Origin of the sequence: Pseudomonas batumici, from assembly GCF_036585405.1 — a bacterium.
GTDB classification, from domain to species: domain Bacteria; phylum Pseudomonadota; class Gammaproteobacteria; order Pseudomonadales; family Pseudomonadaceae; genus Aquipseudomonas; species Aquipseudomonas batumici.
Map to the genome: position 1 here is coordinate 2,800,817 of NZ_CP144470.1, position 14,261 is coordinate 2,815,077.

Sequence of the window (14,261 nt, forward strand, 5' to 3'; positions counted from 1 at the left end):
TCGCTCCTACAAGGTTACAGATCCCGGCCGGGTCAAGGCGTCAGAGATCGCCCAAGGCGTCGATCAGGGCCTGGTTCTGCTCAGGCGCGCCGATGGTGATCCGCAGGAACTGCGCAATGCGCTCCTGCTTGAAGTGCCGCACGATCACCCCTTGCTCCCGCACCTTGGCCGCCAGCGCCGCCGCATCGTGTTGCGGGTGACGGGCGAAGATGAAGTTGGCCGCCGACGGCAGCACCTCGAAGCCCTTGCCCTGCAACTGCGCCACCAGCCACTCGCGACTGTCGATGACCTTGCGGCAGGTCTCTTCGAAGTACGCCCGGTCCTCGAACGCCGCCGCCGCGCCGGCAATCGCCATGCGGTCCAGCGGGTAGGAGTTGAAGCTGTTCTTGATCCGCTCCAGGGCCTCGATCAGGTCCGGATGCCCGACCGCCAGGCCGACCCGCAGCCCCGCCAGGGAACGGGACTTGGACAGGGTCTGGGTCACCAGCAGGTTCGGGTAGCGGTCCACCAGGCCGATGGCGGTTTCGCCGCCGAAGTCGATATACGCCTCGTCGACCACCACCACCGAATCCGGGCTGGCCTTGAGGATCTGCTCCACCGCGTCCAGCGCCAGCAGGCAACCAGTCGGCGCATTCGGGTTGGGGAAAATGATCCCGCCGTTGGGCCGGGCATAATCCGCCACGCGGATCTGGAACTGCTCGTCCAGCGCCAAGGCCTCGAAGCTGATTCCGTACAGGCCGCAGTACACCGGGTAGAAGCTGTAGCTGATATCCGGGAACAGCAACGGCCGGTCCTGCTGGAACAGGCCATAAAAAATGTGCGCCAGGACTTCGTCGGAACCGTTGCCGAGAAACACCTGGTTGGTCTGGATCCCGTAGTACTCGGCCACCGCGTGCTTGAGCAGATCGCCGTTGGGATCAGGGTACAGACGCAGGTTGTCGTTCACTTCGGCCCGCATCGCAGCCAGGGCCTTGGGCGAAGGACCGTAGGGGTTCTCGTTGGTGTTGAGCTTGACCAGTTTGGTCAGCTTCGGCTGTTCACCCGGTACATAGGGCACCAGGTCCTTGACGAACTTGCTCCAGAACTTGCTCATGCTTGTTTCCCCTGTTCCTTATCAGCGACGATCCGGTATTCCGCACTGCGGGCGTGAGCGCTCAGCGACTCGCCACGGGCCAGCACCGAAGCGGTCTTGCCCAGTTCGGACGCGCCCTGCTCCGAGCAGAAAATGATCGACGAACGCTTCTGGAAGTCATACACCCCCAGCGGCGACGAGAAGCGTGCGGTGCCGGAAGTCGGCAGCACGTGGTTGGGACCGGCGCAGTAGTCGCCCAGGGCCTCGGAGGTGTGACGGCCCATGAAGATCGCGCCGGCGTGGCGGATCTGCGGCAACCAGGCCTGCGGATCGGCGACCGACAGTTCCAGATGCTCCGGCGCGATGCGGTTGGCCACTTCGATGGCCTGCTGCATATCGCGAACCTGGATCAACGCGCCGCGGCCGTTGATCGAGGTCTCGATGATGGCGGCGCGCTCCAGGGTCGGCAGCAGCTTGGCGATGCTCGCGGCCACCTGGTCGAGGAACGCGGCATCCGGACTGACCAGGATGGCCTGGGCATCCTCATCGTGCTCGGCCTGGGAGAACAGGTCCATGGCGATCCAGTCCGGATCGGTCTGGCCGTCGCAGACCACGAGGATCTCCGACGGTCCGGCGATCATGTCGATCCCGACCTGGCCGAACACATGGCGCTTGGCCGTCGCCACATAGATATTGCCGGGACCCACCACCTTGTCGACCTTGGGCACGCTCTCGGTGCCGTAGGCCAGTGCCGCAACCGCCTGGGCGCCACCGATGGTGAACACCCGGTCGACCCCGGCGATGCACGCCGCCGCCAGCACCAGTTCGTTGACTTCACCCCGAGGGGTCGGCACCACCATCACCACCTCGGCGACACCCGCCACCTTGGCCGGAATCGCGTTCATCAGCACCGAAGACGGATAGGACGCCTTGCCGCCCGGCACGTACAAGCCGGCACGGTCCAGCGGCGTGACCTTCTGGCCCAGCACCGTGCCGTCGGCCTCGGTGTAGCTCCAGGAGTCCTGCTTCTGCCTCTCGTGGTAGCTGCGCACGCGCTCGGCGGCTTTTTCCAGGGCCTGGCGCTGCGCCGCGGTGATCCGCGTCAGGGCCAGTTCCAGGCGCTCGCGGGGCAGGATCAGGTCGGCCATGGAGGCGACTTGCAGACCGTCGAAACGCTGGGTGAACTCCACCAGCGCCGCATCGCCGCGCTCGCGCACGGCCTTGATGATGTCCAGCACCCGCTGGTTGACCGAGTCGTCGGACACACTTTCCCAGCTCAGCAGATGATCCAGATGATGAGCGAAATCAGGATCGGCGGCGTTGAGTCGGCGAATGGCGGTAGACGTGGTCATAGCGTGGGCCTCAATAATTGGCGAATGCTTGGGAACAGCAGATCTCAGGCGCCGCAAGACTACCAAGCCATCCGCGTGGGCACCTGAGAATTCTGGCTATGACACGGATAGATGGGCGCGGCTCAAGGCCGCGCAATTGAATCAGTTGCGGTGTCGCGACTCCACTGCCTTGCGCAGCGTGTCGATCAGGGACTGGATACGGGCGTGCTGCATCTTCATCGACGCCTTGTTCACCACCAGGCGCGAGCTGATGGTTGCAATCAGCTCCTGCGGCTCCAGGCCGTTGGCCCGCAGGGTATTGCCGGTGTCGACGACGTCGATGATCTTGTCGGCCAGGCCGATCAGCGGTGCCAGCTCCATGGAGCCGTAGAGCTTGATGATATCGACCTGACGACCTTGCTCGGCGTAGTAGCGCTTGGCAACGTTGACGAACTTGGTCGCCACCCGCAGGCGGCCCTTGGGCTCGACGGCACCGACGGCGCCGGCGGTCATCAGCTTGCACTGGGCGATCTGCAGGTCCAGGGGCTCGTACAGGCCCTGGCCGCCGTATTCCATCAACACATCTTTACCGGCCACACCGAGGTCGGCCGCGCCATGCTCGACATAAGTCGGCACGTCAGTAGCCCGCACGATCAACAGACGGACGTCGTCCTGGGTCGTGGGGATGATCAGCTTGCGGCTCTTGTCCGGATTCTCGGTCGGCACGATGCCCGCTTCAGCGAGCAGTGGCAGGGTGTCGTCGAGAATGCGGCCCTTGGACAGTGCAATGGTCAGCATGGGAAAACCTAAGTCCTTCAACCTGTATCAAAAAAGCGCACGCCACCTGTAGGAGCAGCCGGTCGACGCTCGATTGCTCGCGATAGATGTCAACCATAACACGGTAAAACAGATACACCGCGATGCCTGAACGCTCAATCGCGAGCAAACCCGCTCCTACAGGGGGACAACACTAGCCCGGAACGCGGCGGATCTTGGCACCGAGCATCTGCAACTTCTCTTCGATGCACTCATAACCACGGTCGATGTGGTAGATGCGGTCGATCAGCGTGTCGCCTTCGGCGGTCAGGGCCGAAATCACCAAGCTGGCCGAAGCCCGCAGGTCGGTGGCCATGACCGGCGCGCCTTTCAGGCGTTCGATACCGGTGACGATGGCGGTGTTGCCCTCGACCTGGATCTTGGCGCCCATGCGATGCAGTTCGTAGACGTGCATGAAACGGTTTTCGAAAATGGTTTCGATCACCGCGCCGGTGCCCTCGCCGATGGCGTTGAGCGAAATGAACTGGGCCTGCATGTCGGTCGGGAACGCCGGATACGGCGCGGTGCGCACGTTGACGGCCTTCGGACGCTTGCCATGCATGTTCAGCTCGATCCAGTCTTCACCGGTGGTGATTTCGGCACCGGACTCTTTCAGCTTCTCCAGCACGGCTTCAAGAATGGTCGGATCGGTGTCCTTGACCTTGACCCGACCACCGGTAGCGGCCGCGGCCACCAGGTAGGTGCCGGTCTCGATACGGTCCGGCATCACCTTGTAGGTCGTCGAATGCAGGCGCTCGACGCCGTCGATGGTGATGGTGTCGGAACCGGCACCACTGACTTTCGCGCCCATGGCGTTGAGGAAATTCGCCAGGTCGACGACTTCCGGCTCGCGCGCGGCGTTCTGCAGCACGCTGCGGCCACGGGCCAGGGCAGCGGCCATCATGATGTTCTCGGTACCGGTCACGGAGACGGTATCGAAGAAGAAGTGCGCCCCGCGCAGGCCGCCTTCCGGCGCCTTGGCCTTGATGTAGCCGCCTTCGACGTCGATCAGCGCGCCCATGGCTTCCAGGCCGCGGATGTGCAGGTCGACCGGACGCGAACCGATGGCGCAACCGCCAGGCAGGGCCACTTCGGCTTCACCGAAACGGGCGACCATCGGGCCCAGCACCAGGATCGAGGCGCGCATGGTCTTCACCAGCTCGTAAGGCGCGACCAGGGTCTTGATGGTGCGCGGATCGATTTCCACGCTGAGCTTCTCGTCGATCACCGGCTCAATGCCCATGCGCCCGAACAGCTCGATCATGGTGGTGATGTCGTGCAGGTGCGGCAGGTTGGCCACGGTCACCGGGTCATCGCACAGCAAGGTGGCGGCCAGGATCGGCAGGGCGGAGTTCTTCGCCCCGGAAATACGGATTTCGCCATCAAGACGAACGCCGCCAGTAATAATCAGTTTGTCCATAAGGGTCTCGACGCCAATTCAGGCTCAGGTGCGCTCGGCCCAGGCCGCGCGGCTGAAAAATTTCATGGTGACCGCATGGATGCTGCCATCGGCGATCCACGGGTTCAAATGGGCATAGATGCTCTGCTGACGCTTCACCGGGCTCAAGGCCACCAGTTCGTCGCTAATCACGTTCAGCTGGAAGTTGCAGCCTTCGCCCTCAACTTCAACCTGCACCTGTGAAAGAGTGTCCGACAGCTTTTCTTCAAGGAAGCTCTTTACTTCGTAGGCCTGCATGCTCAACCTCAATCGGCGCCCAACGCGCGCGGGTCGGCCATCATACAAAAAAGCCCCGCGCCTGCGAACCCCGCATTGCAGGGAGACTGACGGGGGGCTTCCTGATTCATGGCGCTCTTGCCAATAACAACATCAATGGACGGCGAACAGCTCCGTCAACTCGGAAACCTCGGCGATTTCGCGCATGTCTTGCGGCATGGCGCGAATGCTCAGGGATTTGCCGGCCTCTTCGGCGTCACGCATGAACGCCAGCAGCAAGGCCAGGCCGACACTGCTGGATTTCTCCACGGCGGCGCAGTCGACCACCACGGCCGGCGCCGCGCTGGCCTTGATCAACGCCTGCCCGTCCTTGCGCAGGGCCGAGCCGGTGCTGTAGTCGATCACACCGGCCAGCAGCAGTTCACCGGCCTCACCGGGGCGAACGCTGGCCTCACTCACTCTGAGCGCCCTTTTGCGGGTTCTTGTCGGACTCGACCTTGGCCTTTTCCACTTCGCTGGCCCAGTTGTTGATGGTCTGGTCCAGGTTGTTGTTGTTGCGCTGCATCGCATCGGCGAACTGATCGCGGAACAGCTTGCCGATATTGATGCCGTTGACGATCACGTTGCGCAGCTTCCACTCGCCGTTGATTTTCTCCAGGGTGTAGGAGACCGGATAGATGGCGCCGTTGTTACCCTTGACGGTCATGCCGACACTGGTGCGGTCGCCCGACTCATCCTTGGGCGTATCGACGGTGATGCCCTGGTTGTTGTACTCCAGCAAGGCGTTGCCATAGAACTGGAACAGGCCCTTCTTGAAGTTTTCCTCGAAGGTCTTCATCTGCTCGGGCGTGGCCTTGCGCGAGTACTTGACCGTCATGATGCTTTTGGAAATACCTTCGGCATCCACCACCGGACCGATGATGGTGTCGAGCGAGTTATAGAACGCCTGGGGGTTCTGCTTGTACTGGACCTTGTTGGCCGACAGGTCGGCCAGAATCCGGTCAGTGGTGTTCTTGACCAGGTCATGGGCCGAGGTCGCCGCCAGGGCGCTACCCATCAAGGGCAAGGTCGCCAGCAACACCAGCAGGCTACGTCGCAACATCGAGATCATGGAAAAACTCCTCATTTGGCGTCTTTATTCACGGTATTGAGCAGGAATTTACCGATCAGATCTTCCAGCACCAGCGATGACTGGGTGTCGTGGATGGTCCCACCATCCTTGAGCAGGGTGTCTTCCCCGCCCACGCTGAGGCCGATGTATTTCTCACCGAGCAAGCCCGCCGTGAGAATAGATGCGGTGGAATCAGTCGGCAGGTTATTCACGCGTTTTTCAACTTGCATGGTCACCCGACCGGTGAAACTGTCGCGGTCCAGATCGATCGCCGTCACCTTGCCGATGGTGACACCGGCCATGGTGACCTTGGCTCTGACAGTCAAACCGGCGATATTGTCGAAGTACGCATATAATTTATACGTTTCAGTGCTTGTCGTCGGGGACAGTCCGCTGACCCGCAGCGCAAGCAGCAGCAAAGCCAGGATGCCAGCCAGCAGAAAAAGGCCGACACCGATTTCCAGGGTGCGGTTTTGCATCAGAAATCTCCAAACATCAAAGCGGTCAGAATAAAGTCAAGGCCCAGCACTGCCAGGGAGGCATAGACCACGGTCTTGGTCGTGGCCCGGCTGATCCCCTCGGAAGTGGGCTCGCAGTCGTAGCCTTGAAACACGGCAATCCAGGTCACCACGAAGGCGAACACGATACTTTTGATGATGCCGTTCAGCACGTCGCTGCCGAAGGTCACGCTGTTCTGCATGTTGGCCCAGTAGGAGCCTTCATAGACGCCCAGCCAGTCCACCGCCACCCACGAACCGCCCCAGATCCCGACCACGCTGAAGATCATCGCCAGCACCGGCAGGGAAATGAAGCCGGCCCACAACCGCGGCGCGATGATGTACTTGAGCGGATCGACGCCGATCATCTCCAGGCTGGAGAGCTGCTCGGTGGACTTCATGTTGCCGATTTCGGCGGTCAGCGCCGAACCGGCACGTCCGGCGAACAGCAGCGCGGTGACCACCGGCCCCAGTTCACGCAACAGGGTCAGGGCGACCATCTGCCCCACCGCCTGCTCGGAACCGTAGCTGGAGAGGATATTGAAGCCCTGCAAGGCCAGGACCATGCCGATGAAGATCCCGGAAACGACGATGATCACCAGGCTCATCACGCCCACGGAATGCAGTTGCTTGACCAGCAGCCCGAAGCTGCCGCCGATCCCACCGCGACCGAACAGCACATGGAACAGGAACAGCGCCGAACGACCGAACACGGCGAGCACGTCCAGGCCCGAACGACCGAACAGGCGCACTCTCTCGATAAGTGATTTCTTGCGCATCAGCGCTTCCCCAACAGATCGGTGCGGTAGTCCGGCGCCGGAAAGTGAAACGGCACGGGACCGTCGGGATCGCCCTTCATGAACTGGCGGATACGCGGGTTATCGGCGCTCATCAGTTCCTCGGGGGTGCCTTGCCCCAGTACCTGGCCGTCACCGACCACATACAGGTAGTCGGCGATACTGGCGGTTTCGGCCAGATCGTGGGAGACCACGATGCTGGTGATGCCCAGGGCGTCATTGAGCAGGCGGATCAGGCGCACGAGCACGCCCATGGCGATCGGGTCCTGGCCGACGAACGGTTCGTCGTACATGAGGATCTGCGGGTCCAGGGCGATCGCCCGGGCCAGTGCCACGCGACGCTTCATGCCGCCGGACAGTTCGTCGGGCATCAGGTCGACCGCCCCGCGCAGGCCGACGGCCTGCAATTTGAGCAGGACGATGTCGCGGATCATTTCATCCGGCAACTGGGTATGAACCCGCAGCGGAAAGGCGACGTTCTCGAAAACGTCCAGGTCGGTAAACAGCGCGCCGCTCTGGAACAGCACGCCCATGTGCTTGCGGGCGTCGAACAGGTCGCCGCGCGACAGCGTGGGGAGATTCTGACCATTGACCCAGACTTCGCCGGCGCTGGGGCGCAGCTGTGCCCCCATCAGCCGCAACAGGGTGGTCTTGCCACACCCGGAAGGCCCCATGATGCCGGTGACCTTGCCTCGCGGGATACGAATGTCGACATTGTTGAAGATGCTGCGCGCACCGCGCTTGAAGGTCACACCCTTCAGCTCGACCGCGTAGGCGTTATCGGCGCTCATCTAAACTCCTTGCGATACGGCCTTTGACTCGGACACCTGGCCTCCCTTGAAAAGAAGCGCATACTGCCGGAGCAGGCCGAACTAGCCGCGAACTATATCACCGCTGATACGTACCGCCCAAGGCCGATCCCCCCTCGTTCAGGATAAATACGCCGGACTTGACCGCCTGCGAGACAAAAACCGAAGGCAAACGCCTACACTCCCCGTGCAAAACGCAATGATCTAGTGGGAGTGAAGAAGTCATTACCGCTATAATCGCGCCTTTTCATCAGGCTATACGATTTCCGACATGAGCCAATCCAGCGATCTGATTCAATCGGCACAACGCACCATCCGCCTCGAACTCGAAGCCGTGGAAGGCTTGCTGACCCATATCGACGCAGATTTCGTACGCGCTTGCGAAATGATTCTGGCCAGCAAGGGCCGTGTGGTGGTGGTCGGCATGGGCAAGTCCGGGCACATCGGCAACAAGATCGCCGCCACCCTGGCCAGCACCGGCACCACGGCCTTTTTCGTGCACCCCGCCGAGGCCAGCCACGGCGACATGGGCATGATCACCCGGGACGACATCATCCTGGCGCTGTCCAACTCCGGCTCGACCGCGGAGATCGTCACCCTGCTGCCCCTGATCAAGCGCCTGGGCATCCAGATGATCAGCCTGACCGGCAACCCCGACTCGCCGCTGGCCAAGGCCGCCGAAGTCAACCTGAACGTGCATGTCGAGCATGAAGCCTGCCCACTGAACCTGGCCCCGACCTCCTCCACCACGGCGGCCCTGGTGATGGGCGACGCCCTGGCGGTGGCCCTGCTCGAAGCCCGTGGCTTCACCGCCGAGGACTTCGCCTTTTCCCACCCGGGCGGTGCCCTGGGGCGGCGCCTGCTGCTGAAAGTGGAAAATGTCATGCACGCAGGCATAGAGCTGCCGCAGGTACTGCGCGGCACCCTGCTGAAAAACGCGCTGATGGAAATGACCCGCAAAGGCCTCGGCATGACCGTGATCGTCGAAGCCGACGGCCGTCTGGCCGGGATCTTCACCGACGGCGACCTGCGTCGGACCCTGGACCGCACCATCGACATTCACAGCGCCCTGATCGAAGACGTCATGACCCCCCACGGCAAGACCGCCCGGGCCGAGATGCTCGCCGCCGAAGCCCTGAAAATCATGGAAGACCACAAGATCAACGCGCTGGTGGTGGTCGACAGCGAGGACCGCCCGGTGGGCGCCCTGAACATGCACGATCTGCTGCGCGCGGGAGTGATGTAAATGAACGACGACCTGTTGCAACGCGGCAAGGCCATCAAGCTGGCGGTCTTTGACGTCGATGGCGTACTGACCGACGGCCGCCTGTACTTTCTCGAGGACGGCAGCGAATTCAAGTCCTTCAGCACCCTCGACGGCCAGGGCATCAAGATGCTGATGGCCGCCGGCGTGCAAACCGCGATCATCAGCGGTCGCAAGACCGCACTGGTCGAACGCCGCGCGCAGAACCTGGGCATCCCCCATGTCTACCAGGGTCGCGAAGACAAGCTTGTAGTCCTTGATGCCCTGCTCGCCCAACTCAATCTAAGCTATGAACAGGTGGCCTACCTGGGCGACGACCTGCCGGACCTGCCGGTGATCCGCCGCGTCGGGCTGGGCATGGCCGTGGCCAACGCCGCCGGCTTCGTACGCGAACACGCCCACGGCATCACCCGTGCCCGGGGCGGCGAAGGCGCCGCCCGCGAATTCTGCGAACTGATCCTGCAAGCCCAGGGCAGCCTTGAAGCGGCTCACGCCGCCTACCTGTAGAGCCATTTATGCTGAGCAAGAAAATTCGCAACATTCTGCTGTTCGGAGTCATTGCCGCCATTTTCGCGGCCGCCGGCTACTGGAACATCAGCCCGGAGCGCTTCCTCGAGCGCCCGGTGGCCAAGGTCGATGAAACCCAGATCGACTACTACGCTATCAATGCCCACAGCATCCAATACATGCCCGACGGCCGGGTGCAGTACGACCTGACCGGTGACAAGGTCGAACACCTCAAGGCTTCGGACGTGACCCTGGTGACCAAGCCCGACATGCACATCTACCGTGGCACGGTCTATCCCTGGCATGTCCAGAGCGAGCACGCCGAGGTCAATCCGGACGGCACCCAGATCGAACTGATCGACTCGGTCCGGGTCGCACGCACCGACGAACTACAGCGGGAAGTCATCATTACCAGCAGTCGAATGACAGTATTCCCACAGCAGCAATATGCGCAGACCGAACAAGCCGTTAGAATCGACGGCGCCGACGGCGTGACCACTGGCAATGGAATGAAAGCGTATTTGAACGACAGCCGGATACACCTGCTGTCCAATGTAAGAGGACAGTATGAGTCTCGTTAAAACCCTCCCTATTTTGCTTGGCCTCGGTGCGGCACTGGGAAGCGTGAGCGCCTGGGCACTGCCGACCGACAGCCAGCAGCCCATCCGCATCCAGGCCGACGACGCTCAACTGGACGACAAGCAAGGCATCGCCACCTACAAGGGCGACGTGGTCATCACCCAGGGCTCGATGATCGTCAAGGGCAACACCGTGACGCTGACCCGCACCAAGGACGGCGCCATCGACGTGGTGACCTCCGTGGGCAACCTGGCCTACTTCGAGCAGTTGCAGAAAGTCGGCGATCCGAAGCCGGTGCAAGGCTATGGCATGACCATCCAGTACCACGCCCAGCAGAATCGCATCATCCTGATCGACAAGGCCAAGGTGATCAACGACGGCAACACCACCGAAGGCGAGAAAATCGTCTACGACACGGTGAAGCAGGTCGCCCAGGCCGGGCGCGCCACCGGCAACGCTATCACCGCCCCGCGCCCACGCATCGACATGGTCATCCAGCCGAAGCAGAAAACCGACCAGCAGAAGGCGCAGTAATGGCAACCCTGAAAGCCCAGCATCTGGCCAAGGCCTACAAAAGTCGCCAGGTGGTGCGTGATGTCAGCCTGTCGATCGACAGCGGGCAGATCGTCGGCTTGCTCGGTCCCAACGGTGCCGGCAAGACCACCTGCTTCTACATGATCGTCGGCCTGGTCCAGGCCGACCAGGGCCGCGTGCTGATCGACGACCAGGACGTCAGCCACCAGCCCATGCACGGCCGCGCCCGCGCCGGGATCGGCTACCTGCCCCAGGAAGCGTCGATTTTCCGCAAGCTGTCGGTGGCGGACAACATCATGGCGATCCTCGAGACCCGCAAGGACCTCGACAAGAACGGCCGCCGCAAGGAGCTGGAAAGCCTGCTGCAGGAGTTCCACATCAGCCACATTCGCGACAACCTCGGCATGAGCCTGTCCGGTGGCGAGCGGCGTCGCGTGGAAATCGCCCGCGCCCTGGCCACCGCGCCGAAATTCATCCTGCTCGATGAGCCTTTCGCCGGGGTCGACCCGATTTCCGTAGGCGATATCAAACAGATCATCCACCACCTCAAGGCCAAGGGCATCGGCGTACTGATCACCGACCACAACGTCCGCGAGACCCTGGATATCTGCGAAACCGCCTACATCGTCAACGATGGACAGCTGATCGCCGAGGGCGACTCGGCCACCATCCTGGCCAACGAACTGGTCAAGGAAGTCTACCTGGGCCACGAGTTCCGACTGTAGACATCGAGGGAACAGATCCAGCGCCGGAGCGCGTCCCGTTCAATAAAAACCACAGGATTTTTATTGTTACAGCGCTCTAGGCAAACCCTCGGGTTTCAGGCATATAATTTGCTTATGTTTGGCGCCCCGGCGCCCTGTAGAGTGGATGGCGCATGCGCGCCGGCGAATAAGGTGTTAAGCCCCTGCCATGAAACCATCGCTAGTCCTGAGAATGGGCCAGCAGCTGACGATGACACCGCAGCTGCAACAGGCCATCCGCCTGCTCCAATTGTCGACCCTGGACCTTCAGCAGGAAATCCAGGAGGCCCTGGAGTCCAACCCGATGCTCGAACGCCAGGAAGAAGGCGACGACTTCGACAATACCGACCCGCTGGCCGACAAAGCCGAGCACACCCCCAATACCGAGATCCAGGAACCGTCCTACCAGCAGGAAACCGCGCCGACGGTGGACAGCCTCGATGAAGGCGACTGGAACGAGCGCATTCCCAACGAGCTGCCCGTCGACACCGCCTGGGAAGATGTCTACCAGACCAGCGCCAGCAGCCTGCCCGGCAACGATGACGACGAGTGGGACTTCACCACCCGCACCTCCGCCGGCGAGAGCCTGCAGAGCCACCTGCTCTGGCAGTTGAACCTGGCGCCGATGTCCGACACCGATCGGCTGATCGCCGTGACCCTGATCGATTGCATCAACAATCAGGGCTACCTGGACGAAACCCTCGAGGAAATCCTCGACGCCTTCGACCCGGAGCTGGACATCGAGCTGGACGAGATCGAAGCGGTGCTGCATCGCATCCAGCAATTCGAACCGGCCGGCATCGGCGCACGCAACCTGGGCGAATGCCTGTTGCTGCAGCTGCGCCAGTTGCCGGCCAGGACGCCCTGGCTGGCCGAGGCACAGCGCCTGGTCATCGACTACATCGACCTGCTCGGCAGCCGCGACTACAGCCAGTTGATGCGCCGCATGAAGCTCAAGGAAGACGAGCTGCGCCAGGTCATCGAGCTGGTCCAGAGCCTCAACCCGCGCCCGGGCTCGCAGATCGAGTCCACCGAAGCCGAGTACGTCGTACCCGACGTGATCGTGCGCAAGGACAACGAGCGCTGGCTGGTGGAACTGAACCAGGAGTCGGTGCCGCGCCTGCGGGTCAACCCGCAGTACGCCGGCTTCGTCCGGCGCGCCGACACCAGCGCCGACAACACCTTCATGCGCAACCAGTTGCAGGAAGCCCGCTGGTTCATCAAGAGCCTGCAGAGCCGCAACGAGACCCTGATGAAAGTCGCCACCCAGATCGTCGAGCACCAGCGCGGCTTCCTGGAATACGGTGACGAGGCGATGAAGCCGCTGGTCCTGCATGACATCGCCGAAGCGGTCGGCATGCACGAGTCGACGATTTCCCGGGTCACCACGCAGAAATTCATGCATACCCCCCGCGGTATCTATGAACTGAAATACTTTTTCTCCAGCCACGTCAGCACCTCCGAGGGCGGTGAATGCTCGTCCACGGCGATCCGCGCGATCATCAAGAAACTGGTTGCAGCGGAAAATCAGAAAAAGCCGTTGAGTGACAGCAAGATCGCTGGTTTACTGGAGGCACAAGGCATTCAGGTGGCCCGTCGTACCGTCGCCAAATACCGTGAGTCTCTGGGGATCGCTCCCTCCAGCGAGCGGAAGCGACTGATGTAGGCGGCAGGGCCCCGTTACAGCGTTCCAGTGGCAGGTAATCGCCTGCCGCTTTATGCACTGGCAACGAAGGAGAAGCTGTATGCAAGTCAATATCAGTGGACATCAACTGGAAGTGACCGAACCCCTGCGTGCTTACATCGGCGAGAAACTCGACCGATTGGAGCGTCATTTCGACAAGATCACCAACGTACAGGTGACCATGGCCGTCGAAAAACTGAAGCAGAAAATTGAAGCCACCTTGCATATCCACGGCGGTGAAGTCGTCGCCAACGCCGAGCATGACGACATGTATGCCGCGATCGACCTGCTCACCGACAAGCTGGACCGACAACTGAAAAAGCATAAGGAAAAGAACCTGCACCTGCTCCAGGGTACAGGTCGCTGATACCCATCCATGATCCGACTTGAAAGCATCCTGACCCCCGGCCGTTCCCTGGTGAACGTGCCGGGCGGCAGTAAAAAGAAAGCCCTCGAGCAAATTGCCAACCTGATCAGCCGCGAAGTCCCTTACCTGGCCATGCAGGATGTCTTCGATAGCCTGGTTGCGCGGGAAAAACTCGGCTCGACCGGTTTCGGCAATGGCATTGCCATTCCACACTGCCGCCTCAAGGGTTGCCTGACGCCCATCAGCGCCCTGATGCACCTGGACGCCCCCATCGATTTCGACGCCATCGACGGCGCGCCGGTTGACCTGCTGTTCGTCCTGCTGGTCCCGGAAGCGGCCACCGATGCCCACCTGGAGCTGCTACGGCAGATTGCCAGCATGCTGGACCGCAAGGACGTCCGCGACAAACTCCGCGCTGCAGCCTCCAACCAGGCCCTGTATCAGGTGGTCCTGGACGAGCAGAACGGTCATTAAC

At 61.8% G+C, this 14,261-nt stretch carries 18 protein-coding genes; 8 read left to right on the top strand and 10 right to left on the bottom strand.

The features are described from left to right. Positions 1–40 precede the first annotated feature (40 nt). From hisC to NUH87_RS12715, 10 genes are all read right to left on the bottom strand, one after another. Positions 41–1,093 (bottom strand): histidinol-phosphate transaminase, encoded by a 1,053-nt coding sequence (gene hisC / locus NUH87_RS12670; RefSeq protein ID WP_338526213.1) that lies wholly within the window; start codon positions 1,091–1,093, stop codon positions 41–43. Beyond that, positions 1,090–2,424 (bottom strand): histidinol dehydrogenase, encoded by a 1,335-nt coding sequence (gene hisD, locus NUH87_RS12675; protein ID WP_040064285.1) that lies wholly within the window; start codon positions 2,422–2,424, stop codon positions 1,090–1,092. The genes hisC and hisD overlap by 4 nt, the downstream gene beginning before the upstream one ends. Positions 2,425–2,565: 141 nt before the next feature. Then, complete coding sequence (gene hisG / locus NUH87_RS12680) at positions 2,566–3,201, bottom strand: ATP phosphoribosyltransferase (RefSeq protein ID WP_040064284.1); 636 nt, start codon at positions 3,199–3,201, stop codon at positions 2,566–2,568. 172 nt (positions 3,202–3,373) lie between these two features. Then, the gene (murA, locus tag NUH87_RS12685) at positions 3,374–4,639 is read right to left on the bottom strand and encodes a UDP-N-acetylglucosamine 1-carboxyvinyltransferase (RefSeq protein ID WP_040064282.1); all 1,266 of its coding nucleotides are present in this window, start codon (positions 4,637–4,639) and stop codon (positions 3,374–3,376) included. A gap of 24 nt (positions 4,640–4,663) precedes the next feature. Next, a complete protein-coding gene (locus NUH87_RS12690) occupies positions 4,664–4,915 on the bottom strand; it encodes a BolA family protein (RefSeq protein ID WP_040064281.1) in 252 nt (83 codons plus the stop codon). Positions 4,916–5,047: 132 nt separating this feature from the next. Next, positions 5,048–5,353 carry an STAS domain-containing protein gene (locus tag NUH87_RS12695; RefSeq protein WP_338526214.1) on the bottom strand — a complete coding sequence of 102 codons (306 nt, stop codon included), beginning with the start codon at positions 5,351–5,353 and terminating at the stop codon, positions 5,048–5,050. Next, positions 5,346–6,005, bottom strand: coding sequence for an ABC transporter substrate-binding protein (locus tag NUH87_RS12700; protein WP_338526215.1), 660 nt, complete (start codon positions 6,003–6,005; stop codon positions 5,346–5,348). Before NUH87_RS12700 ends, NUH87_RS12695 begins: the two co-directional genes overlap by 8 nt. An 11-nt stretch (positions 6,006–6,016) precedes the next feature. Then, positions 6,017–6,484 (bottom strand): outer membrane lipid asymmetry maintenance protein MlaD, encoded by a 468-nt coding sequence (gene mlaD, locus NUH87_RS12705; RefSeq protein WP_040064277.1) that lies wholly within the window; start codon positions 6,482–6,484, stop codon positions 6,017–6,019. After that, positions 6,484–7,281: a lipid asymmetry maintenance ABC transporter permease subunit MlaE gene (mlaE, locus tag NUH87_RS12710; protein WP_040064276.1), complete on the bottom strand. Its 798-nt coding sequence runs from the start codon at positions 7,279–7,281 to the stop codon at positions 6,484–6,486. The genes mlaD and mlaE overlap by 1 nt, the downstream gene beginning before the upstream one ends. Then, entirely contained in the window at positions 7,281–8,090 is an 810-nt protein-coding gene (locus tag NUH87_RS12715) for an ATP-binding cassette domain-containing protein (protein WP_338526216.1), read from the bottom strand. The genes mlaE and NUH87_RS12715 overlap by 1 nt, the downstream gene beginning before the upstream one ends. 289 nt (positions 8,091–8,379) lie before the next feature. Here NUH87_RS12715 and NUH87_RS12720 point away from each other — a divergent pair, with 289 nt between their 5' ends. From NUH87_RS12720 to ptsN, 8 genes are all read left to right on the top strand, one after another. Next, a complete protein-coding gene (locus tag NUH87_RS12720) occupies positions 8,380–9,354 on the top strand; it encodes a KpsF/GutQ family sugar-phosphate isomerase (RefSeq protein WP_338526217.1) in 975 nt (324 codons plus the stop codon). After that, positions 9,355–9,879 (top strand): HAD family hydrolase, encoded by a 525-nt coding sequence (locus NUH87_RS12725; RefSeq protein ID WP_338526218.1) that lies wholly within the window; start codon positions 9,355–9,357, stop codon positions 9,877–9,879. An 8-nt stretch (positions 9,880–9,887) separates the two neighbouring features. Then, on the top strand, positions 9,888–10,460 hold the full coding sequence (gene lptC / locus NUH87_RS12730) for an LPS export ABC transporter periplasmic protein LptC (protein ID WP_338526219.1): 573 nt from the start codon (positions 9,888–9,890) through the stop codon (positions 10,458–10,460). Next, on the top strand, positions 10,447–10,992 hold the full coding sequence (gene lptA, locus NUH87_RS12735; RefSeq protein WP_338526220.1) for a lipopolysaccharide transport periplasmic protein LptA: 546 nt from the start codon (positions 10,447–10,449) through the stop codon (positions 10,990–10,992). The genes lptC and lptA overlap by 14 nt, the downstream gene beginning before the upstream one ends. Next, complete coding sequence (gene lptB / locus NUH87_RS12740; RefSeq protein ID WP_338526221.1) at positions 10,992–11,717, top strand: LPS export ABC transporter ATP-binding protein; 726 nt, start codon at positions 10,992–10,994, stop codon at positions 11,715–11,717. Before lptA ends, lptB begins: the two co-directional genes overlap by 1 nt. Before the next feature lie 187 nt (positions 11,718–11,904). Further along, a complete protein-coding gene (locus NUH87_RS12745; RefSeq protein ID WP_338526222.1) occupies positions 11,905–13,401 on the top strand; it encodes an RNA polymerase factor sigma-54 in 1,497 nt (498 codons plus the stop codon). 79 nt (positions 13,402–13,480) lie between these two features. Further along, the gene (gene hpf / locus NUH87_RS12750) at positions 13,481–13,786 is read left to right on the top strand and encodes a ribosome hibernation-promoting factor, HPF/YfiA family (RefSeq protein ID WP_017126531.1); all 306 of its coding nucleotides are present in this window, start codon (positions 13,481–13,483) and stop codon (positions 13,784–13,786) included. A 9-nt stretch (positions 13,787–13,795) separates the two neighbouring features. Next, positions 13,796–14,260: a PTS IIA-like nitrogen regulatory protein PtsN gene (gene ptsN, locus NUH87_RS12755; RefSeq protein WP_040064263.1), complete on the top strand. Its 465-nt coding sequence runs from the start codon at positions 13,796–13,798 to the stop codon at positions 14,258–14,260. The last annotated feature ends 1 nt before the right edge of the window (position 14,261 follow it).

What these genes read in the sequence shown, in the direction of transcription:
- NUH87_RS12720 (WP_338526217.1), top strand. Translation starts at nt 8,380, where the DNA reads ATGAGCCAATCCAGCGATCTGATTCAATCGGCACAACGCACCATCCGC.
- NUH87_RS12690 (WP_040064281.1), bottom strand. Translation starts at nt 4,915, where the DNA reads ATGCAGGCCTACGAAGTAAAGAGCTTCCTTGAAGAAAAGCTGTCGGAC.
- lptB (WP_338526221.1), top strand. Translation starts at nt 10,992, where the DNA reads ATGGCAACCCTGAAAGCCCAGCATCTGGCCAAGGCCTACAAAAGTCGC.
- mlaD (WP_040064277.1), bottom strand. Translation starts at nt 6,484, where the DNA reads ATGCAAAACCGCACCCTGGAAATCGGTGTCGGCCTTTTTCTGCTGGCT.
- murA (WP_040064282.1), bottom strand. Translation starts at nt 4,639, where the DNA reads ATGGACAAACTGATTATTACTGGCGGCGTTCGTCTTGATGGCGAAATC.
- ptsN (WP_040064263.1), top strand. Translation starts at nt 13,796, where the DNA reads ATGATCCGACTTGAAAGCATCCTGACCCCCGGCCGTTCCCTGGTGAAC.
- lptA (WP_338526220.1), top strand. Translation starts at nt 10,447, where the DNA reads ATGAGTCTCGTTAAAACCCTCCCTATTTTGCTTGGCCTCGGTGCGGCA.
- NUH87_RS12700 (WP_338526215.1), bottom strand. Translation starts at nt 6,005, where the DNA reads ATGATCTCGATGTTGCGACGTAGCCTGCTGGTGTTGCTGGCGACCTTG.
- hisG (WP_040064284.1), bottom strand. Translation starts at nt 3,201, where the DNA reads ATGCTGACCATTGCACTGTCCAAGGGCCGCATTCTCGACGACACCCTG.
- hisC (WP_338526213.1), bottom strand. Translation starts at nt 1,093, where the DNA reads ATGAGCAAGTTCTGGAGCAAGTTCGTCAAGGACCTGGTGCCCTATGTA.
- hpf (WP_017126531.1), top strand. Translation starts at nt 13,481, where the DNA reads ATGCAAGTCAATATCAGTGGACATCAACTGGAAGTGACCGAACCCCTG.
- lptC (WP_338526219.1), top strand. Translation starts at nt 9,888, where the DNA reads ATGCTGAGCAAGAAAATTCGCAACATTCTGCTGTTCGGAGTCATTGCC.
- NUH87_RS12725 (WP_338526218.1), top strand. Translation starts at nt 9,355, where the DNA reads ATGAACGACGACCTGTTGCAACGCGGCAAGGCCATCAAGCTGGCGGTC.
- hisD (WP_040064285.1), bottom strand. Translation starts at nt 2,424, where the DNA reads ATGACCACGTCTACCGCCATTCGCCGACTCAACGCCGCCGATCCTGAT.
- NUH87_RS12715 (WP_338526216.1), bottom strand. Translation starts at nt 8,090, where the DNA reads ATGAGCGCCGATAACGCCTACGCGGTCGAGCTGAAGGGTGTGACCTTC.
- NUH87_RS12745 (WP_338526222.1), top strand. Translation starts at nt 11,905, where the DNA reads ATGAAACCATCGCTAGTCCTGAGAATGGGCCAGCAGCTGACGATGACA.
- mlaE (WP_040064276.1), bottom strand. Translation starts at nt 7,281, where the DNA reads ATGCGCAAGAAATCACTTATCGAGAGAGTGCGCCTGTTCGGTCGTTCG.